The 22,136-nt window shown below is 37.8% G+C and carries 9 protein-coding genes, 2 tRNA genes and 2 pseudogenes; 7 read left to right on the plus strand and 6 right to left on the minus strand.

The window, feature by feature from the left end; translation table 11 throughout:
- Window positions 1-174 (plus strand): DnaB-like helicase C-terminal domain-containing protein (locus ACFILL_RS07465; RefSeq protein WP_375643616.1); only part of this gene is annotated, 174 nt, incomplete at its 5' end.
- A 173-nt stretch (window positions 175-347) separates the two neighbouring features.
- Here ACFILL_RS07465 and ACFILL_RS07470 read toward each other — a convergent pair.
- Window positions 348-421, minus strand: a tRNA-Gln gene (locus tag ACFILL_RS07470).
- A 260-nt stretch (window positions 422-681) separates the two neighbouring features.
- On the opposite strand from ACFILL_RS07470, the gene ACFILL_RS07475 reads away from it, so the two are divergent.
- The 3 genes and pseudogenes from ACFILL_RS07475 to ACFILL_RS07485 all read left to right on the plus strand — a co-directional run.
- Window positions 682-852, plus strand: coding sequence for a hypothetical protein (locus ACFILL_RS07475; RefSeq protein ID WP_375643604.1), 171 nt, complete (start codon window positions 682-684; stop codon window positions 850-852).
- 27 nt (window positions 853-879) lie between these two features.
- Window positions 880-1,071: pseudogene (locus tag ACFILL_RS07480) on the plus strand (glyoxalase); the annotation flags it as partial.
- 1,554 nt (window positions 1,072-2,625) lie between these two features.
- Window positions 2,626-2,846, plus strand: a pseudogene (locus ACFILL_RS07485) (hypothetical protein); the annotation flags it as partial.
- Window positions 2,847-2,979: 133 nt separating this feature from the next.
- Here the strand turns inward: ACFILL_RS07485 and ACFILL_RS07490 are convergent.
- From ACFILL_RS07490 to ACFILL_RS07510, 5 genes are all read right to left on the minus strand, one after another.
- A tRNA-Gln gene (locus ACFILL_RS07490) sits at window positions 2,980-3,053 on the minus strand.
- 64 nt (window positions 3,054-3,117) lie between these two features.
- Window positions 3,118-3,876: an ABC transporter ATP-binding protein gene (locus ACFILL_RS07495; RefSeq protein WP_375643606.1), complete on the minus strand. Its 759-nt coding sequence runs from the start codon at window positions 3,874-3,876 to the stop codon at window positions 3,118-3,120.
- Window positions 3,873-4,823, minus strand: coding sequence for an iron chelate uptake ABC transporter family permease subunit (locus tag ACFILL_RS07500; RefSeq protein WP_375631513.1), 951 nt, complete (start codon window positions 4,821-4,823; stop codon window positions 3,873-3,875). Before ACFILL_RS07500 ends, ACFILL_RS07495 begins: the two co-directional genes overlap by 4 nt.
- Window positions 4,816-5,772 (minus strand): iron chelate uptake ABC transporter family permease subunit, encoded by a 957-nt coding sequence (locus ACFILL_RS07505; RefSeq protein ID WP_273791483.1) that lies wholly within the window; start codon window positions 5,770-5,772, stop codon window positions 4,816-4,818. Before ACFILL_RS07505 ends, ACFILL_RS07500 begins: the two co-directional genes overlap by 8 nt.
- A 103-nt stretch (window positions 5,773-5,875) precedes the next feature.
- Window positions 5,876-6,826: a siderophore ABC transporter substrate-binding protein gene (locus ACFILL_RS07510; RefSeq protein WP_375643607.1), complete on the minus strand. Its 951-nt coding sequence runs from the start codon at window positions 6,824-6,826 to the stop codon at window positions 5,876-5,878.
- Between the two features lie 198 nt (window positions 6,827-7,024).
- Here ACFILL_RS07510 and ACFILL_RS07515 point away from each other — a divergent pair, with 198 nt between their 5' ends.
- From ACFILL_RS07515 to ACFILL_RS07525, 3 genes are all read left to right on the plus strand, one after another.
- Complete coding sequence (locus ACFILL_RS07515; RefSeq protein ID WP_375643608.1) at window positions 7,025-14,242, plus strand: autotransporter outer membrane beta-barrel domain-containing protein; 7,218 nt, start codon at window positions 7,025-7,027, stop codon at window positions 14,240-14,242.
- A gap of 675 nt (window positions 14,243-14,917) precedes the next feature.
- A complete protein-coding gene (locus ACFILL_RS07520) occupies window positions 14,918-18,034 on the plus strand; it encodes an autotransporter outer membrane beta-barrel domain-containing protein (RefSeq protein ID WP_375643610.1) in 3,117 nt (1,038 codons plus the stop codon).
- 1,172 nt (window positions 18,035-19,206) lie between these two features.
- On the plus strand, window positions 19,207-21,891 hold the full coding sequence (locus ACFILL_RS07525) for an autotransporter outer membrane beta-barrel domain-containing protein (protein ID WP_375643611.1): 2,685 nt from the start codon (window positions 19,207-19,209) through the stop codon (window positions 21,889-21,891).
- Window positions 21,892-22,136: the final 245 nt, after the last annotated feature.

Here is a 22,136-nt window from a genome sequence, read left to right on the forward strand (position 1 = left end):
AAAAATGAAGAACCCAAAGAAGGCACTGCTGAGTATAACAAATGGCAAGAGGCAATGGAGCAAGCCAAGGGTAAAGCCGAGGTTATTATAGCAAAACAACGCCATGGTCCGACAGGAATCGTTCCCCTTGCCTTTCAACCCGACTTTACATGCTTTAGTGATTTGGAAAAATAGGAGCAGAAAAATGCGTTAAAGAGAGCTTTAAATACCCTTTGAAAGGCATTTGAAGATCCTTTGAGAACATCTTTAAAACTCTTTAAAAAAAATAAATTGGTACAAAACCTAGTGTCAAAATATACAAAACCCGCTGGCAAGCTACAACAACAGGCAAGCTACATACATACAACTGGCTGGGGAACTTGGATTCGAACCAAGATTGACGGAGTCAGAGTCCGCTGTTCTACCATTAAACTATTCCCCAATAAGCCAATTTTACCATTTCTAGCAGATTCTATAGTGTAGGCAAGTGCAAAAAATCTTTAGATTATCAATAATAAAGAGCGATAGGGATATCATTATAATCCCAGTAGTGGCGGTCTCAATGTTTTAGCATATAGCAATAAGCGAATAAACACATATAAATAGAGCACACCGTGAACGGAAGCATCACAAACTCTTGTTGAAATATTCTCTATATAGGCATACTTTGTTAAAAGACAGCTACTAAATCATGGAGAATTAATGAGTAATATTTCCACTTATCCTGTTCCCCCAAACCTACAGTTGGTATATGTCTCAAATGTAGAATATTCTACCGCTTTTTACAAATTCATCTTCAAGAAAGAACCTGTGTTTACTTTGCCACGCTATGTTGCATTTGCTTTTTCGGGGGATGCACTCTTTGCTCTCTGATCTGGGGGCGATACGCCTGAGGAAAATGCACCTCGTTTTTCAGAAATCGGCATTATGTGGCCTAAGGGAGAGGATGTAGATAAGCTCTATGCGGAATGGAAAGAGCAAACCACTGTTGAGATAAATGTTTTGAAGGAACCGTATACTGATGTATTTGGACGTACCTTCCTAATCAAAGATCCAGACGGACACATTATTCGTGTTTGTCCACTAGATTAAAAAGCCTGAGATCCGATGTTTAATCGTCTGAATTATAATACCTGAATTATAATAATTGTCTGTTTCCAAAACCTATAAGCTATGCACCTTAAGAGGCTTACTTACGACGCGTGGCTTATCCGTTCGGTGCTGTTCCATTATATTCAGCCCCACAACTTGCCTGTTCCCACAGGCGGCCTCATTGGCTTGGACATCAGTCGGCGTTATTGCATGGCCAGTGATCAGTACCTGTAAATCATAGAAGCTATCCCTCATCGCCTTATGTGGAGTCTTTTGTTGGAATGGGAGGAATATTCTTTACAAGGAAATTGATATCTTTATGAAGTTAAAAAGGTACTGTACATAAAAACTAATAAAATCAATACATTAAGTGCAGTTATTTTGTATAAACCCACTTAAGAATCCATACTTTTATGCATGTTTGAATTGATCATTTTTTATATAAGATTGCCATGGATGAATAGACCATAAAAAGCAAATCATGATGTAAATATTATAACGCATGGGTGCATTCAAATGAAATGAAAAGCGGTTATCATTCATAACAGGTCATAAATTTTATGATACGTTTTTATCACAGCACAAATCACATTGTTTTAAATTTCAGTCGTTTGGAATTATCGATAACATAAATTGTATACATTTAAGAATGGGATGTGTTTTGCTCTTTATTTGAGTGCAACCTTAAAAGGAATAATCGTTTGAAACTATCATAAGCTTATGGATTGAGTTCATAAAGATTGCATAAAAGAATTTAAAGACAAGATCGTTTTTAAAAACGCTTACTAAAAAGTTAGTAAATGATAGGCAGGCATTATATAGATACTATCATCACAATATAGAATGAAAATCACAATGTTATGTCTTATGAAACTGAAAACCTTTTAATGATATAACGCAAGCAAGCGAGCAAAAAACGTTTTAAAAGTTACAGTTTAAAAATACGAAACCAAATGAGCTCCCCCCAAATTGGGGGGCACCTATTGAAAAAAAGATGAGGCAGCAAAATTCAAAACCATTGTAACATCTAAGGCATGGGATTTTATTTAATTTTGAGTCAAAAGCTATAATGTTTAAAGATGGCTCTATTCTAAAGATAATGCCTCCAAAATTGGATTGGTTGATTTTGCCAACTCAAATTTGAGCTGGTTAATTTGCAAAGAAGTTACATTTGAGTGCAAAATGAAAAGATACTTATGAAAGCTTTATTGAGAAGACATTCATTTAAGATGCATTTTCTTTTGATTGGATTGATAAAGTTACTAAGCTTTTATAGGCTCTATAATGCTAATGAATGATATCAAAATCATAGCTATCATTTACGTTTCTTTTGATAAGTTTTCATATTTCTAATAGAGCACTTGCAATATGATACGTTTTGTATATATGCATTCATTACTCCATTGTGGATGATTCATTCGAATCTTATAATCAATATCTGAAAGCCGCGTCATATCATTTGGCACGGCTTTCTTTTTTTGAATTCTCTTTAGATAGGTTTATAGCTATTAGATAAGGCGTTCCCATAAACATAGCCAGATATACGTGTATTACTATGGAAAGGATTTATTTGCGAGAGGATTACCAGACGATGTTTGCTTTGCTTGTGCAATTAAAGGGAAAGTCAATGATGTGCCTCAGATCCGAAAAATCTTTAGCCAATTTAAGATAAAAGAGGTTGGCACATCTTATACATGTGGTTCAAAGAATCCACACCGGCTCAAGAGCTTATCATCTCAATTGCAATTTTTAGAGGAAGAGAAAAATATGCATGAAAGGGATTTTAAATAACCCTTGAAAGTTTTTGAAGATCCTTTGAAAAAAATAAATTGATGCAAAACCTGCTTTCAAATTATACAAAACCCGATGACAAGCTACAATCATTAAATACTGGCTGGCATTAAATACTGGCTGGGGAACTTGGATTCGAACCAAGATTGACGAAGTCAAAGTCCGCTGTTCTACCATTAAACTATTCCCCAATAAGCCAATTTTACTATCCCTAGCAGATTCTATAGTGCATGCAAGCGCAAAAAATCTTTATGATTATCGATAATAAAGAGCGATAGGGATGTCATTAATTGTTTTGATTTGAATATCGACATCATAAATGTCTTTAAGAATTTTTGGTTGCATAATTTCTTTTGGAGTCCCACAATAGGCCGCTTTCCCATTTTTCAATGCAACAATCATATCTGAGTAAGATGAGGCAAAATTAATATCGTGCATAACAATAAGAATGGTTTTTTTCAGTTCATCAGCTGTGCGGCGTAACTGCTTCATCATAGAAACGGCATGTTTCATATCCAGATTGTTTAATGGTTCATCTAAGAGAAGATAATCAGTGTCTTGGCAGATAACCATGGCTATAAAAGCGCGTTGACGCTGACCGCCAGAAAGCTCATCTAAAAAACGGTCTTTTAAATCTTGTAAGCCGAGATAGCGTAGCGCACTGTCGATAAATTGTTTATCTTCATGTGTATACCAGCCTTTTGAATAAGGATAGCGTCCGAAACTTACTAAATCGTACACGGTTAAGCGAAAAGACAAAGGATTTTCTTGACGCAGAATTGAGAGTTTTTGAGCCAAAATATCGTGGGGCATTTTATCAATATCAAAGCCGTCGATATGAATTGTACCATTATGGTGTGGCAAAAGACGTCTTATCAGCATTAAAAGAGTTGATTTTCCCGAACCATTGGGTCCAATGAGAGAAATAATCCCCCCTTTGGGAAGACGAAGGCATAAATTATCGATAATCAATCGTGCTCCGTAAGCCTTGGAAAGATGATTGATCTCAATCATTTTAGTTTTCCCTTCATCAGTAACATTAAGAAAACAATACCCCCACAAAACTCAATGATAAAACTTAAACGCCCTGCCATATGAAAAATTTGTTCTAAAATAAATTGTCCCCCCACCAAACAAATAATCGCTAACAATATTGCAATCGGCACAACAACACTGTGTTTTGCTTGAGGAGAAAGTTCATAGGAAAGGTTGGCAACTAACAGTCCAAAAAAGGTGACGGGGCCTACTAATGCGGTGGAAATGGATACGAGAATGGAAACAAAAATAAGGACAGCTGTCGCACTTTTGTGGTAATTAACGCCAAGATTGAGGGCATTTTCACGTCCCAAAGCCAAAATATCAAGAAGATGACGGGAATGCCATCCAATCAGACTCACAATGAAAACAATGATTGTGGCAAAGCTTATTAATGGTGTATTGAATTTATTAAAATTTGCAAACATAATATCCGTTAAATTCATCATTTGGTCTGGATTGAGTTGCAATTGCATAAACATCCGTAAACTGAAAAAAAAGCCGCCTAAAACAACACCGATTAAAAGCGTCAAATGAAGCCCTTTTAGGCTTCCTGAAAAGAGCCAGCGAAAAAGGCTTATTGAAAAAAGAATAAGAATGAGGGCTTCAAGAACAAGCTGTCCTTCTTCATTCAAAAAGGGTAAAGAAAGAGAGCCTACAAAATACATTAGGGCAGTCTTTATTAAAATATAAAGCTGATCAAATCCCATAATTGAAGGGGTAAGAAGACGGTTATTAACGATTGTTTGAAATAAAACCGTAGAAACGCTTATTGCGTAGGCAATAAGAAGCAGAGAGGAAAGTTTTGTAAGACGAAATTTCCATGTATAAACATTGATATTCCATGTCATGTAAAGACTAATGATAGTACATGCTATGATGATAAGTGTTGTTAGTACACATATTGTTTTTCTTCTTCTATCCAAGACGCTTTCTCCAGCGTAAAAGCAGTATCATAAAAATAAAACTACCGATTACACCCATTATGGTGCTGATGGGAATTTCAAGAGAGGGATGAATTATTCGTCCTAAAAGATCACAAATCAAGACCAATCCTGCACCGCTGATGGCCACCCAAGGAGCGGTATAGCGCATATTATCTCCCATGAAACTTGAAACAATATTTGGAATAATCAACCCAACAAAAGGAATACGGCCAATGGTACAGACAACAACAGCAGTGATTGAGGCGACAATAAAAAGACCAAAAAACATGACAACACGATAATTCAATCCAAGGTTGTTGGTTAAATCTTCTCCCAAACTTGCAACCGTAAAGCGATCAGCAGTACAATAGGCTAGAATACAAAGGGGAAGGGATAACCATAAGAGCTCATATTTTCCTTCAAGAACCATCGCAAAACTGCCAAATAAGTAAGCTTGAAGAGAAGGGAGTAACATTTCATAATCTGCAATGGCATTGGTTAAAGAGCCAATAATATAGCTTAGCATAATCCCTGTAAGGGGTACAATGAGAGCAGATTTTAGAGGAATGCGTCGCAATAAAAACATAAAAAGTAAAGTGCCTGCCATGGCAAAAATTGTCGCAACGACCATTTTTCCTAAAACAGGAATATCGGGTAAAAAAATCATAATAAAAAGAATGCCAAGGGAAGCAGATTCAATGGTTCCAGTGGTTGATGGCTCGACAAAGCGATTGCGTGTCAATAGTTGCATAATCATGCCTGAAAGTGCAAGTGCTGCGCCTACTAAAAGGATTGCAATGGTACGAGGAAGACGTGTTTGCCAAAAGATAAGCCACGCATGGGGATCGGCTGCGAATAGGTCAGAAGGTGTGACATCAGAATAACCAACAAAAATGCTGAGGATAGACAGGAAAATTAGAAGTGTTATGGTTATCCAGTAATTCTTCACGTTAAATCATTTTCTAACAAAATCTACAAAAAGCAAAGACTGCTTAATAAACAACCTCTGCTTTTAAATTTTATTTATATAGCAAGCAAGCTCTTTTGTACGCTTATTTGCTCTTTGTAAAGGCTTCATTGATCTGCTGTGCGGTTTCAATGAGTGCCGTTAAACCACCATTTGCACGATACCAGCTCCAAGAGTCCAAATAAATAATTTGGTTTTGTTTGCTCGCTGTTGTGCGGTGAACAAGCTCATTGTTGAGCAATTGTGCTGCGGATTGTCCTTCCCGTCCAATGGCTGCATCGCGATCAATCACTAACAACCAATCAGGATTGGTTTCAAGAATGAATTCAGGAGAAATGAGTTGTCCATGTTTTTGCACGGTAAGTTTATCGGTTGCAGGGGCAATTCCAAAAGCGGAGTGAAAAATATCGAAACGTGATTTTGGTCCGAAAGCACTGATTTTTCCACCAGAAGTCATGAGTATGAGCCCAGTGCCTTTTCCTTGGGTATTTTTACGGACTTCAGCAAAAGCTTCATTGAGTTTTGCAATTTCCTGTTCTGCTTCTTGTGTTTTGCCAAAAATTTTTCCAAGGATAGACACATTTCGTTTAATATCTTCAAGAGAATTTTCGTTTTCTACGGTTAGATCAATTGTTGGAGCTATTTTGGATAAATCTTTATATTTTGCTTGAGTTCTGGAGGAAATAATAATCAAATCGGGTTGAAGAGTGGCAATTTTTTCATAATCTGGTTCAAAAACGGTTCCAATTCTTTCATATTTTTCATCATTAAATTGTTGCAGATAGGAAGGTTTTTTTCCTTCGGGAAGGCCGATAACGGCTTTGATACCAAGGCGATTCATATTATCTAGCGAAGCAAGATCAAACACAACAACCTTTTGCGGAGAAGCGGGAACAGAAGTCGTGCCTGAAACATGATCAATCGTTACATTTGTCTGGGTACTGGTATTTGCAATACTCGTATGAGTCCACAAAACCGTTGCAAAGCTGATGGCAACCAGTAAAACAGAAGTCATCCATTTCATATATTTTATCATCGTGATTTTATCCTTTTATCTGATATTACAAGGGGTTGTGCAATTAAAAACTTAACTTTGGTATTTTTATGCACAAAATGAAGCGTAAATAAATAACACTATGTTGTAAAATTGACTTACATATGTTACAAATCGTTCACTTACCTCATTTTCACTTAATTCTAGTGTTTTTGCAACATTATTTAGAAAGTTTGACATATGATCAATGTATTTAAAAAGCGTACACGTTTGTACGCACTGACAACAAGTGCTTTCTTCTTTTTACAAGGTGTAGATGCTTCTATGGGGGCTGGTTGGTTTACACTACCTTCATTTTCATTGCCATCATCATTATCGTCATTATCATCATCATTATCATCATCATTATCATCATCAATATCATCTTTAACCTCTTTAGGTGGAGGATCGAGCTCAGGAGCTACAACACCACCCGAAGGAGTGGAGACTTCTGGAAGAGCAGAATCTAGAACCGGTGATTCTGTTGATAGTGGTTCTGTTCAGGATCAGGCTCGGATTGGGCCTGTTTTAAGTTCTATTCGACCTATTAGTGCTTGTCATTCTAGAAAGAATAATGTTTTTGTTCCTGGCATGATACGGAATATTGCAGGGAATAGTGTTCGTATTGCGGGTGGTGCAGGTGCTGTGCCTAATGTTGCGAGTGGTGCAGGTGCTGTGCCTAATGTTGTGGGTGGTATTTCAGATGGTGTGGGTGCTGTGCCGGGGGTCCCAGGTTCAGGCGTCTTATCTACTCGGATAAAAACAGTAGAAAAAACAGTAGAAAAAGTGGCGCAAGAAGGTGTACCAGCTGGCTTCGGTGGCCCATTAGCTCTTGTACAAGATACATTATCAGGTAATATAGCAGGAGCAGGAGGAGGATTAAACACTGTAAGTCAACAAATAACTATATCAGGTGTTCCGAGTGGCGAAAATATAACGAACCGGCCTGCTATTCCAGGTGTTGGTCCTGGTACTATAACAAATGATGCTTTGAGTAGCATGCCAGGTGTTCCAGGTGCAGGCGGTGTACCTACTAGGAAAGCAAGAGCAGCAAGAGCAGAACATGTGGAAGAAAGAACAGCAATAACAAGAGCAATAACAGATGGGGAGAGAGCACGTGCCGGGTTTGCAGGTGTACCAAGTGGATTAGATGGAGAGTTGGTTAGAGGATTAGATCTTCCAAAAACTGTAGATGTGTGGAAATTATTTAATATTCCGCGAAGAGATAATTCAAGTGGTGGTGAAACATATTTGCCAATGGGGGAAGAGGCGCTAATCGTACAAAAAGCGAGTGCAGATGGTCTTGTTGGTATGCCAGGTATATCACGTCCTGTATTGAATTCTTTACCAGCTGATGTATCAGGTAATATAATCCCTGGTGTGAGTGTATCTGTGCCAGTTGGTGACGGTGTTGGGGCTATAGAATTTATAGATTCTGTGGAGGCCGGTAAAGGATTAGCTGATTTACTCAATGGTGATCAGCGAATATATGGGTCTATTTCCTGTAATCAGTCCGGAGTATATACTCTAATAGGGGGGGCGATTATAGCGGATCAAGGTGAGAATGCTGTAAATGTGGAATCTCCTTCTGATGATGGGAAAGTAGTTGTTAATTTGGAAGAATTATCCATTGAAAGTATGAAGATTGAGAAAGAACTTTCTGAAAGTTTATCTTCGGCGGGTATACAGAATGATAAAGTAGATATAGAGAACATAAGTAGTTTATATAGTCTTGATCCGCTTTATGCTGGTGTATATGTCAGAGATTCTTCTCAAAATATGAATGCAGAGGTTAATTTGAAAAACTCAAATATTCAGGGTTTTTTTATTGGGCTTCGGGCTGAAGGGACTGGAAAGATCACGATGGTGGGGGGAGGGATTAGAGATACGTATATAGGTGCTCTTGCTAGTGATGGTGGGCAGATTTTTTTAAAGAATGTAGATATTAATGTTAAAAGAATCGGCTTAGTTAGTTTGGGTGCATCTGTTATAGGGATGAAGTCTGGGGCAATTAATGTAAAAGAGGGTGGAAGAGGAGTTATCTCTGCAGAAGAGGGGACTGTTCTACTAGACGGGACGGCTATTACAGTTGCTGAGGAACCAAAAACTCAAGAAGCAGATGCTTCAGAGACGAGTATAGGGTTATTGTCACTTGGGGGTACTGTTTCCTTTAAAAATGGAGAGCTTAAAGCTTCCAATACTATTGCTTTGTTGGTAAATGATAACTCTGAGAATAATATCTATGGAGTTTCGGATGCACTAGATGTGGAGGATGATGATAACGATGATGATAACGATGATGATGTAACTTTGAAACAGCAGAAACTCGACACTGGTGACGTTGTTGGTGAGGTGATCTCTATTGAATCTGAAGATAGTGCTGTACTTGATAGTGTTAGTTCCGCGTTTTTTGAGGTTTTATCCTCTGTGGAGGATTTTTTAGGGGAGGATGCCGATTCTAATGCATCTTCTGGAATTGCTGCTGAAGATTCTGCAGATGTGTCGGATGCAGATTCTAGGGTTATCAAGTTAATAGTTTCTGATATTCAAAATTCAACTATTAAATTGACAGGTAAGTCTCGTGGTGTATTTTTTGGTGATGTACCTTCGAATGTGAGGGAAGAAAATAGTCAAACGAGTGTGAGAGAAGAAAGTGGTCAACATGGACAACAGAGTCTAGTAGAGGGTGGAACAAAAGATAATAGAGATAGTTTGCATGCAGTTCTTTTGAAAAATACTTCTCTCAAAGTTCCTGATGGTGTGGTCGTTTATGCTAACAGTTTGGATGGGTACGTCGTTGTAAAAGATGACTCAACTCTTTCGGGTGATTTAGTGTTGAAAGCTGAAGAGGGAGCGCATTTGTCGGTTCTTGTTGAAGACTCTGTCGTCATGGGGGGAGCTCACGTTGATAAAAAATCTCAAGCTAGGCTTTTTCTATCTGGGGGATCAGAGTGGTATTTAACAAAGAAGCTGCATAATAGTTTGGAAGATTCAGATACGGGTTGTGTAGATTCATGTCTTTCATCTATGAAACTTGTAGATAGTAATGTTAGATTTTTTACTTCTTTGAAAGATGGAAGTACATCTAAGAAAGATATTGAGTATCGAACTCTTCGCATAGGAAATGGGAAGGGAACAGTTTATAGTGCTTCTGCCGCTTCTGGTGCTCCTGATGCTTTTGGTGCTACAATTTACTTCAATGCAAATTTGATGCCTAGCAATACAGAAAAATCTCAAATATCTGACAGATTGTTGATTCATGGTGATGTTTCTGGGAAAACAATGGTAGTTGTGAATGATACTTCTGATGGTATACCACAAGAGGATACACCTCATAGTATTTCAATTATTCAGGTTTTTGGAAATGCAGAGAGGGATTCTTTTAAGCTGAAAGGTGATTATATTACACGAGAAGGGTTGCCTTATAAGTATGTTCTTCGTGCTTATGGTCCAACTATTCCTCCGAAAATGCAGTATTTCGATAATACATTACTTAAAAATAGTGGAAGTGTTTGGGATTTTCGTTTAGAAAATGAATATTTTATACCTCTCGTTTCTGCTTATACTGCTACTGCTAATTTTCAACCTGTTTTTAAAGTTAAGCCAAAAGTTAAGCCACTTGTTGCAGTTGCTTCTCCTAAAACTGAAGTAGATACTAATGCTGATACTGGTGCTGGTGAAGTAAATAATGAATTCACAACTTCTCTTGTACATGGAGAATCTGCATCTGTAGTCTCTGTTCAAGGTAATTCACTTTTGAGATCTGAAACATCTGACGGATTTTATGAAGATGATGAATATAGTGAATATGAAGAAGATGATGAAGAAGATGATTTTGAGGTATTTGTATTGTCTGAAGATTTATTGTCTGAAGATTTAATGCGTACCGTTTCACCTGTTACTCCATCTTCGTCATCTGTCACTCCTCCTGTATCCGGAAATTTGGCACCTTTAGTACCTCCAAGAGTTAATTTAAGTGGGAAATCTGATACTAGTAGGGGGCTTGTAATATCTGCAGATGAAATTTCTGTAACACCTGAGTATCATACTGTATCTAAGAGGCCATTACCTATAAAGTCAGCTGCTGCTATGAGGTCTTCTTCTCCATCTGCTATACCTTCTAATGGAGCTGCTGCTATACCTTCTAATGGAGCTGCTGCTATACCTTCTAATGGAGCTGCTGCTATACCTTCTAATGGAGCTTCTGCTATATCTTCTAATGGAGCTTCTGCTACATCTTCTAATGGAGCTTCTGCTACATCTTCTAATGGAGCTTCTGCTATGAGGTCTTCTTCTCCTGTGGTTTCTGAGATATCTGCTATACCTTCTAATGGAGATTCTGCTATGAAGCCTTCTGCTTCTGTAGTTTCTGAGACACCTGCTATATCTTCTAATGTAGCTTCTGCTATGAAGCCTTCTGCTCCTGTAGTTTCTGAGACGTCTACTGTATCTTCTAAAGGAGCTTCTTCTATAAATGCTTCTGCTTCTGTAGTTTCTGAGACGTCTACTGTATCTTCTAATAGAGCTGCTTCTATGGAGCCTTCTTCTCCTGTGGTTTCTGTAAAGCCTGTTGCATCTTCTAGAGCTGTTGGACGTGTTCTTATGATTAGTAATGCTGGTGGTGGAGATGTTTCTTCTAAGAAAACGGTTTCTTCTACGTGTGATGCTATACAGAATAATGGTGTGAAGGCGTTGCAAACTCCTTATTCATGTAGTGATGGTCAATCTCGGACAATAACCAACCTTACATTGAAGGCAAGCGATAAAACTCAGCATCCTATGCATGTAAAAAATCAGGATACGGTTATTAAGTTAGAGGGGGCCACCATTAGTGGTGCAGATTTTTCTGATAGAAAAAATAATGTTGATTTTAATGAAATACATGCCGTGAGTGCTGTGCTTGCAGAAGATAAAGCAGAAGTTATTTTGGATAAGAAATCGAAAATCCAATCTTCTGTGATTGGGCTTGAAGCGCAAAGTGGTGGAAAGGTTAAGATGACTGGTGGGACAGTTGATGCGCTTTATGTGGGCGCTTTGGCGGGTTCTGGATCATCTGTTAATTTAAAGGATACGAGAATTAACGTGACGGGGGATTTGGCTGCGGCTGGTTTGGTAAGTCTGGCTGGTAAGGTGTCTATGGACTCTGGGGCTATTACTTTGGAAAAGGGAGTGGCTGTGAGGTCAGAAGCTGGGGGAAGCGTTGAGTTAGACAAAGTTAATATTACTGCGAAAAAAGGACAGGGTAAGTTAGATTCCGCAGATAACTTTGGGCGTGCAGCTTTTCTGTTGAGTGATAATGCTTCTGTTGATTTTAAGAATGGGAATGTTGTGACTGATGCTCATGCTTTGTGGATTATGAAGTCTGATGATAATGTGGTTGAGACAGGCTCTTCTAGGAGAGGGAGATCTTCTGAGGTTCGTCCTACTACGAATCATGCAAATATCGAGTCTTCTATTGTTACAGTGGAAGGTAATGGAATCTATGGTATATATTTTGATGGAGGAATACAGAAAGAAGCGAGTCAACAAAATCGGAGTGAGGATTTAGCAACTGAGAAAGCAATTGTTGTTAAGCGGAGTACTGTATCCAAACAGGAAAAAACGCTTGTAGGCATAACAGGGACAGTTTCGTTGAAAAAAACTGATTTTGAAGTTGCAAGTGGTATAGCGATCTATGGTAATAATTCTGGTGGTCATGTTTCAGTAGAAAATAAAACAACTCTTGTTGGTGACTTGTTGTTGAAGGCTGAGAATAATTCCAATATATCGGTATCGGTTGATAGTTCTATTGTTAAAGGCGATGTTCGCGTTGATAAAAGTTCTTATGCAAAATTAGATTTAATTAATCAATCAGAGTGGATTCTAAAAAGAAGTGCACAGAGGAATTTGGGTACTCCAGATTTAGGATGTGTGGATTCATGCGTTTCTTCTGTAAGTCTTGTAAATAGTACTATTGATTTTGCATCTTCGGAATCTGAAGGAAAATATCAGACTCTCCATATTGGAAATGGGAAAGGAACAGTTTATGCTGCACAGGGTAATGCTGCAATTCATCTCAATGCACGTTTAAATCCTCGTGATCCGAATAATCAGCAAGTCACTGATCGGCTTGTAATTCATGGTGATGTTTCTGGAAAAACAAAAATACATGTACGAGGTGATGCGGGCAATGTAGGAGATGGTAAAGCGAATGCCAAGATTGCTCATACTGTTTCAATTATTCAGGTCTATGGTCAAGCAAAGAAAGACTCTTTCCAACTCGATGGCAATTATGTTGCACTGAGAAACTCACCTTACAAATATACTCTTCGTGCTTATGGTCCAGAAGCGACTTCGAAACAGGAGCATGTTCAGCAGAAATTTGTTAAGGATGGTGGAGAATTTTGGAACTTCCGTCTAGAAAATCAGTATGTTAAGTCTGTTGGATCTGCTGCCCTTCCTGAACAATTTGTAAGGTCTGTTGTTCCACAGGTTCCAACTTATCTTGTCTTGCCTAATAGCGTATTCCACGCTGGTTTGATGGATATTAGCAATCAAAATAAGCAATTGGAGACGTTGCGGATGACTTCTACAGGAATGGTAGAGGTTCGTGGAAATCCCGCTTTATACTTGCGCGGCTATGGTGGAAGTTACCGTTATGCTTCAGATCTTTCCGCACTTGAATATGGTTACGACGGCGATCTTAGTTATAATGGTGTAGAGGCAGGTGTTCTGCTGCAAACTATTGAAAATGCTGACAGTGTTATATCCTTTGGCGTTATGGGAACTTATGGAAAACTTTCTCTGCAGCCTTTGAATGTTGAGCAAAGCCAGAAGAGTGCATTTGATAAATGGACTGCTACGGTATATGGTAGCATGCAGCATAATGCTGGCTTCTATGTCGACGGTCTTTTATCCTATGGTCTGTTCAAAGGTGATGTTCTCACCCTTGCACGGGGTAAAACAGCAACATTAAAAGGTAATCCTTTGAGTATTTCTTTAGCTGGTGGTCAGACAATTGCGACAGGATATAAGGGTTTTGTCTTTGATCCGCAGGTTCAGGTTGTGTATCAACATCTCCAGTTTAATAAAGCTCGTGATATTGACAATTTTGATATTGAAATGGGTAACCTTAATCAGTGGGTAGCACGTGTTGGTGGACGCTTAACCAAGATTCCTACAGGTTCTGAAGGCGTGAATGCTATTGCTTTCTATGGTAAGCTTTATCTTGCTCATGGTTTTGAAGGACAACAGTCTGTGAATTTCAATGATGCTTTCAAGTTAGGAGCTTTTGGTTCTTCTCTAGAGGCTGGATTAGGCTTTAATGCCAAATTGTTGCCACAGTTCTCTCTGCATGCTGATATTCTCTATCAACATAAGCTTAATAAGGCTGGTTTTTCGGGAACAAGTTTTTCCGGAGGAGTACGTTATCAGTTTTAATATAAGGTACACTATGTACCTTATTAGAAAAGGCAGCACATTGTGCTGCCTTTTTTCTTTACAACAACTTGTGTTGTTCTTAAAAAATCTCGTCTTCTTTATTAAGCAAAAAAGACATAGTTTGTTTTATGCATGAGAGTACTTTTCTCCGCTAAAGCGAATTTTCTTAAAATTTATGCTACTACTGATGCGATAGAGTGCTTCGCTTTTATCGGCTTTTAAAGCGTTCAGCAGACCGGTATGCGTTACGTTATCCTTTTTGGTACTGTATTGATATTATCTAATATAATATTTGATGTTTTCTAAAGCTCGTTTTTGAGCGTTTGTTTTCTACTGATTTAAATCATTGTTTCATCCATCTCCTTGTGGATTAATTTTTAAAGTTCACAAGGTTTGATTGTGTTTTTAATTAATTGCACGCACTGGTTTTATTTTTTCTTTACACGAAATACAGAATGCATTATACACTCATAAAGTGTGTTTTGTAACTATTCTCTTATAGGTGGTTTTGGCGTAGAGCTTTTGCCAAATTTATTGGGATAATTCATTGCACAGTTCAGATGAGCATGAGGCATGTTCTTTTGTTACACTTTTCGTATTTTTGAGGTGTGCAATGGGGTGTTTTGTAAGTGCTTTTGTTTTTAATGAGAGGGGAAGGAAAGTTTCGAGGGAACTATGATTAAAGTTTTTAGAAATCATGTATGTTTATGTGCTTGTACAACCGCTATCCTCTCTTTGCTTCAAAATGGAAGAGAAGTGTATGCCGCTACAGAGGAGGTCGGTAAACCTTATGTTATAACTGTTACTCCGATTAACGGTATTAGTGTTACTTCTGGTCCTCATCTTAGTGGGAGTAATGCGTATAAGCCTCCCCTTAGTGGAGAGAGTGGGCAGAATTATTATCCTCCTAATATGATTCCTGTTGGCAATAACGATGAGGGTATTCGTGGGGGAAGTGATTATCGTGGGTTGAGTGGAATGGAGGGATCGAATAATGGTCATATAGATAACTCTGTTAAAGATGCAGGCTTTGATGAAAGAGGTATAAAGCGTGGGTTTTATTACTATAATGGGTTGTATTATATATGCGATAATTGCGGGGAGTCTAAAGGGAAGCCTAAAATTGATAATAAATCTTATAAGATTACGAATGAGAACGCTTCCAATTATCCTGAAAATCCTACTGCTATAACGGTGAAAGGAATAGGTACAGAAGTTCGCGGAGAGGATGTAACGGTTAGTAGTCAAGTTGCTGATAAAACTTTTCTAATGGGGGTACATGTATTAGAGAACGGTAAGATTGTTTTGAAAGATCCGATTATCAAAAATACAGTTATAGCCCTTCGTGCGAGTGATGGCGTGATTGAGGTAAAAAATGGAAAGATTAAGGCAAGTCATGAGGGTGTTGATGCAACAGAGAAATCGTTTGTTCTTTTAGAAGATACAGAAATTAAGACAGCTAATGGGAATGCAAGTCTTTTAAGTTATGATCATTCAGAAATTTGGATGTCAGGTGGATCAGTTGATTTTATGAACAGCCATGGGATTTCTTCGATGTTAGGTGGAAAAGTAAATCTCGAGAATGTTAAAATTACTGGGAAGGGTGATAAAGGTAAGGATCGTGCGGTTGTGCATATGGATTTAGGGGGGGCTGTTAATTTAGAGGGTACTACTATTCGTGCTATGGATGTCCATGGCATATTATTAGAAAATATAGTCAATTCTATTCCTCGTCAGGAAGTTAAAGATTTATCAAATGAGGATTCTGATTCAAAGATTCCTGTGACTGAAGTTAATATGAAATCCTCTTCTGTTACCGTAAATGGTAAGGGATCTTATGGTATCTATTTTCGGGGAGAGAAGCCATGGAGTGAAGGTGGGGATAAAAAAGAAGAAATTTCATCAGAGGAAGAAAAAGTTCCACCACGATTAGAAGTTGTTAATTTGGATAAAACAGAGTTTTCTGTTTTAGACGATGCGGCTCTTTATGGTAAAAACATGATTTCTGGTGCGGTGGGGTTGGTACACAGCACTCTTCGTTCAGGGAATTTTTTATTAAAAGCTGAGGAAGGTGCTTCTATAACAGTTTTGGCGGATGCTTCTACTCTTGAGGGTCGCACACACGTTGATAAAAATTCTAATGCTGAGCTTTATTTGGGAGGTCATTCTCAATGGATTTTACAACAACCGTTGCAAAAAGATCAACACGAGGCTGCACATGATTCTTCTATTTCACTCGTGAGTCTTATGGATGAGAGCTCTATTAATTTTAAAAGACACGAATCTTCTTCTGTTGATGATTATCAAACCCTTCGTGTGGGAAAGGGAAAGGGTGAAGTTTATAAAGCACAGGGCGGTGCCTCTATTTCTCTTAATACATACCTGAATAGTGGTGGTGCTCTTGATCATCAAAAGACTGATCGTGTTTTAATTCATGGTGATGTTTCGGGAAAAACAAAGCTCCAAGTGCATGGAGTTGCAGGAAGTCCAGGAGGATATACGGGAAAGGGGGGGAATGCTGAAGGTATTTCAATCATTCAGGTTTCTGGAGAAGCAAAGCAAGATTCTTTTCAGTTGGAAGGTGGTTATGTAGCATTAGATAAATTGCCTTATCAGTATAAGCTTTATAGTTATGGTCCAGGGTCTCATTTGGGAAAAGCAAACATGGATCAAAGATTAGTTGAAGGGAACGGAGATTTTTGGGATTTCCGCCTTGAAAGTAGATCTATAGATTCTGATGTTAAACCTAAACCAGATCCTGACCCAATTCCAGGTCCAGTCCCTTCTCCAGAACCAGCTCCGGAGCCTCATCCTAAGCCGGGCGTTAAGGCTGTTGTTCCGCAGGTTCCGACTTATCTCCTTTTGCCTAATGCCTTACGTCATATTGGTTTGATGAATGTTAACAATCAAAATAAGCGATTAGAAGCTTTGCGAATTGCTTCTGGGGGCTTATTAGAAAGTCGTGAAAATCCTTTCTTTTTTGTGAGCGGTTATGGCGGCAATCATCGTTATACTTCAAATCTTTCTGCGCTTGAATATGGTTATGGCGGCGAGTTTGATTATAATGCACTAGAGGCTGGTGTTTTGCTGAAAGCAATCGAAAATACGTATGGTTCCACTTCTTTTGGAATTATCGGGGCTTACGAGAGATTTTCTTTGCAACCTTTGAATGTTGAGCAGAGTCAAAAAAGTACATTTGATAAATGGTCAGTTACAGCATATGGTGGTATGCAGCATGATGCGGGTTTTTATGTTGATGGTCTTGTGTCTTATGGTTTTTTTAAGGGTGATGTTCTAACAACCGCACGGGGCAAGACGGCAACATTAAAGGGAAATCCTTTAAGTGCTTCATTGACTGCTGGTAAAACATTTATGGTAGGAGAGGACGGTTTTGTTTTTGATCCTCAAGTTCAGGTTGTTTATCAATATCTTCAATTTAATAAGGTGCGTGATGTGGACGGCTTTGATATTGATTTAGGAAAGCTTCATCAATGGATAGGGCGTGTTGGGGGGCGTTTAACAAAGAGGCTGGTCGCTACTGATGAGGCTCAAGTTATTTCTTTCTATGGCAAGCTTCATCTTGCTCATGGTTTTGAAGGAAAACAATTTGTGCATTTTAAAGATGCTTTTCAGCTAGGTGCTTTTGGTTCTTCATTAGAAACTGGGTTAGGTTTTAATGCCCAATTGTCTCAAAAATTTGCGCTTTACGGCGATTTGGTTTATCAGCACAAACTAACGAAAGCTGGTTTTTCTGGAACGAGTTTTTCAGGTGGATTGCGTTATCATTTCTAGTGTTGTTCCTGTTTTTGATTAATCTTTCAAAAAGCCACAAGTTGTACTTGTGGCTTTTCTCATTCTCTATTCATCTTGTGTTATAGCATTTTTACGAGAGTGTGACTTTGCATATCTTTAATATGCTTTTAGGTTGGACTTCTTTCATTTTTTTGAAAAGTCTGAAGAGTTTGTACGTTATTGTTTCAAAATGCGTATTTCAGAGTGATTATTATATTATTTATAATATTTTGATTTATAAAGATATTTTTTAATTTAGGGCGCTGAAATATTTTCAATGCTCTTATGATGAATCCATAAAAAGCATTCCTTTGTCTATTATATGTAAGATTGGCAAGTGGATAATCATTTAAGAAAGGGTCAATATAATTTTGGGAATTATGTTAAGAGGAGAGGATTTACAATATTAGAAATTGGCAAAGACAAAAATGCTACTCAGGCGCAATGAGGGCTGTATCCGATGAACTTTATATTATATCCGCTGTCGTTGTGAAATGGGGATGGAAATAATGAGATATATCTGAGAAAATTGGTGAATGAGAAACACAATGATATATTGTTTTGGAAAATATGTTTTCTTCAAAGGAATTCGATAAATAACAGGATGAAGTCATGTGTCATCTTCACTTTTTAAAAGTACGGCTCTGAATGCTTTCGACTGTTGTAAAGTTGAATTAAAAGGAGATAGTAAAATCGGAACTGATTTTTACATGTTCTTACCCTTTATTAGGCTATCTTGCCATGAATATTGCCTAAAAATGCATATGTAAACTCTTGTTTCTCAATTTTGGCATATGTTTTGTCTGCTTACAAAGTACATATTGTTTCAATATAAGATCTATCGTGAGGATGTTGATTATGTCAGCTCTGGGGGGTGATTAGACAGCAGTTAAGTAGGTGTTTTTAATGCATGTTAACTGATTAAGGGTGTTTTTGAATAACAACTTTAAAGGTGATTTTTCTGTCGTTTTTCAGTTATATTTTGCAAATTATTTGTAAAAGCAACAGATTTAGATTGTATTTTCGAGTAATTTTTTAATTTCATATTTACATAAAACACAAAAAATATTAATAATCCTCTTGTTTTTAAATCAAAATGTATTAAATCTTTCTAATTAAGTTTTTTATACGTTATGTATTGCTCTGTAGTGGGGCGTAATTGTGGTGTAATTATGGTAAATCTATTTAAAAAACGTTTCTCCTTATGTACTTTTACAACAGCATTTCTTTTTTTTGCACACAATGTTGATGTGCATGCAATTTATTTTGAAAATGTCGTTTGTTCTGAAAATGTTATACCTTTTCGGTGCGCTGATGGTAAGAGATATGTCATTCATGATAAAACTTATCAGAAAACTGAGGAAAATAAAGCTAAAGAAGTGGCCATAGAAGTATCTGGAAAAGATACATTGGTGGATGGGCAAAATATATTTATTACTGATATTTCGGATAAAAATACTGATTTGAAAAAAAACTTTTGGAAGTATGGTATAAAGGCGGATAATTATGGAAATGTTGAGATAGGAAGTGGAGGAATTCATTTGTCTCGTGGTATTGGGGTTCATACAGGAGAATGGGGAAAAGTTGGATTATGGGGCGTTTATATTATCGATAATGGTATTCAGGAGATAGATTTAGACAATCATGAACAAGGCTCAGCTTTTCAGATGACCCAAGAAGGTGGTTCTATTTATTACGGGGCAAGTAACGTTAAGGTTGCTAATGCCCACGGTATATCATTGCTGGGAAAAGAAGGTTGGGTTGATATTGTACATTCTAACGTTTCCGTAAATAGTGATGTGTCTTATGGCATACGCTTTGTGGAAGGCGAAAAAGCTGGAAACAAGCACACAGAAAGCGCTTCTGTAAAAAAGGATTCCTATACTTTTTTCGGGGAGAAAGATTTATTTGGAAGTTTGCCAAAGACGAATTTACCTATGCGAGGGGAGGTGTATTTGAGAAAGACTTCTTTTAAAGTTCCATATAGTACAGCTATTTATAGCAACAAATCCGGTGGTCGTATTAGACTTTTAGAAAAATCTGAAATTTCTGGAGATTTATTGTTGAAGGCTGAAGGGGGCGCTTTAGTAAAGATTTCAGCTAATGATTCTGTGCTTGTCGGGGGAGTGCATATTGATGAAAGCTCTTCTGCTGAATTTCGGTTAACAGGTGGTTCTAAATGGACTTTATCGCTGTCAAAATCAGGAAATGAAAAATTACGCAACTTTGGTTCTATAGGTGATTCATTGGTTTCATTGATGCAGCTTATTGATAGTTCTATTGTTTTTGAAAAAAACACAGACAATACAATGAGTGATTATCAAACACTTCGTATTGGAAAAGGAGAAGGTGTTGTTTATCAAGCGCGGGGTGATGCGCATATTTACTTTAATACATATTTAAATAAGGGGGGAGCGATTAGAAATCAGAAAACTGATAGGCTTTTAATTTATGGTGATATTGAAGGAAAAACAATAATACATATGCAAAGCGTTTCAGGAAGTCCAGGAGGGAAAACGGGGAGTGGTGGAAATAACCAGGGTATTTCTATTATTCAGGTTTCTGGAAAAGCAGAGGAGGAATCTTTTCAGTTAGATGGTGATTATGTTGCATTGGAGGGCTTGCCTTATCAGTATAAGCTCTATGCTTATGGTCCAGGATCCCATTTAGGAAAAGCGGATTCTGTTCAAAGGCTTGTTGAAGGTAAGGGAGATTTTTGGGATTTTCGCCTAGAAAGCCGGAATGTTCAGTCATTTACTGATTATAGGCATATTTCTATGGTTTCTGAGCGTACACTTCCTGCACGTGCGTCTTCTGGTGGTGTTGTTCCAGCGTCTTCTGCGGATAGTCTTTCTAAGATTGAAAATGTTTTCCCATCTGGACGAGGTGTGAGATCTGTTGTTCCTCAGGTACCAACTTATCTGCTTTTGCCAAATAGTTTATTCCATGCTGGTTTAATGGATATCAGCAATCAAAACAAGCAGTTGGAGATAGTACGGACTCATCCTAGTGGAATGTTGGAAATTCGTGAAAATTCTGCTTCATTTTTGCGTGGCTATGGTGGAAGTTATCGTTATGTCTCAGATTTATCTGCGCTTAAATATGGTTATGGGGGAGATCTAGGGTACTATGCGCTAGAGACAGGTGTTTTGCTACAAAAAATTGAAAATGTTGACAGTGCTATATCCTTTGGGGTTATGGGGTCTTATGGAAAGCTTTCTCTACAGCCTCGAGATGTTGCACAAAGCCAAAAAAGTACATTTGATAAATGGACTGCTACAGTCTATGGCAGTATGCAGCATGATGCAGGATTCTATGTTGATGGTCTTTTATCCTATGGTCTGTTTAAGGGAGATGTTCTGACAACTGCACGGGGTAAGACTGCAACATTGAAGGGTAACCCTTTAAGTGTTTCCTTGATGAGTGGTCAGAAAATTGCCACAGGATATGAAGGTGTTGTTTTTGATCCACAGGTTCAGGTTGTTTATCAACATCTTCAATTTAATGAGGCCCGCGATATTGATAATTTTAATATTGAGATGGATAAACTTGATCAATTGATGGTGCGTGTGGGTGGTCGTTTGATGAAGACTCTTACTGCACCTGAAAAAGATCGTGATGTTTCTTTCTATGGAAAGATTCATTTTGCCCATGATTTTGGCAAAGAAAGAGCTGTGCGCTTTAAAGATTCTTTCCAATTAGGGGCTTTTGGTTCTTCTCTAGAGGCTGGATTAGGTCTTAATGCTCGCTTGTCTCAAAAATTTGCGCTTCATGGTGATTTTGTTTATCAGCATAAGTTGAGCAAAGGTGGTTTTTCTGGAATCAGTTTTTCTGGTGGATTGCGCTATCGTTTTTAGGTGATCATCTTGGGGTAAGTTGTTTAAAAAGCCACAAGCATAGCTTGTGGCTTTTTATTATTTGTTTGCAACTTTTTAAATAAGCTTTTTAAAAAAATGTTTTTTTTTGCATGAGCGAGTTTGTTTCTTTTTAGAAACAAGATAAGGCTTTCTGGTTTGCAGTTTTCGCTTTTTATGCTGTTTTTCTTCTTTGAGTGTATTTTTATTAAATTCTCTTGAAACCATCGCTTTGGGGTAGAATTTCT

Source organism: Bartonella sp. AP20NXHL, assembly GCF_042196165.1.
Classification (GTDB): domain Bacteria; phylum Pseudomonadota; class Alphaproteobacteria; order Rhizobiales; family Rhizobiaceae; genus Bartonella.

Excerpts from the sequence above, each read along its gene's own strand:
- ACFILL_RS07475 (WP_375643604.1), top strand. The coding sequence starts at position 682 with ATGAGTAATATTTCCACTTATCCTGTTCCCCCAAACCTACAGTTGGTA.
- ACFILL_RS07495 (WP_375643606.1), bottom strand. The coding sequence starts at position 3,876 with ATGATTGAGATCAATCATCTTTCCAAGGCTTACGGAGCACGATTGATT.
- ACFILL_RS07510 (WP_375643607.1), bottom strand. The coding sequence starts at position 6,826 with ATGATAAAATATATGAAATGGATGACTTCTGTTTTACTGGTTGCCATC.
- ACFILL_RS07515 (WP_375643608.1), top strand. The coding sequence starts at position 7,025 with ATGATCAATGTATTTAAAAAGCGTACACGTTTGTACGCACTGACAACA.
- ACFILL_RS07520 (WP_375643610.1), top strand. The coding sequence starts at position 14,918 with ATGATTAAAGTTTTTAGAAATCATGTATGTTTATGTGCTTGTACAACC.
- ACFILL_RS07525 (WP_375643611.1), top strand. The coding sequence starts at position 19,207 with ATGGTAAATCTATTTAAAAAACGTTTCTCCTTATGTACTTTTACAACA.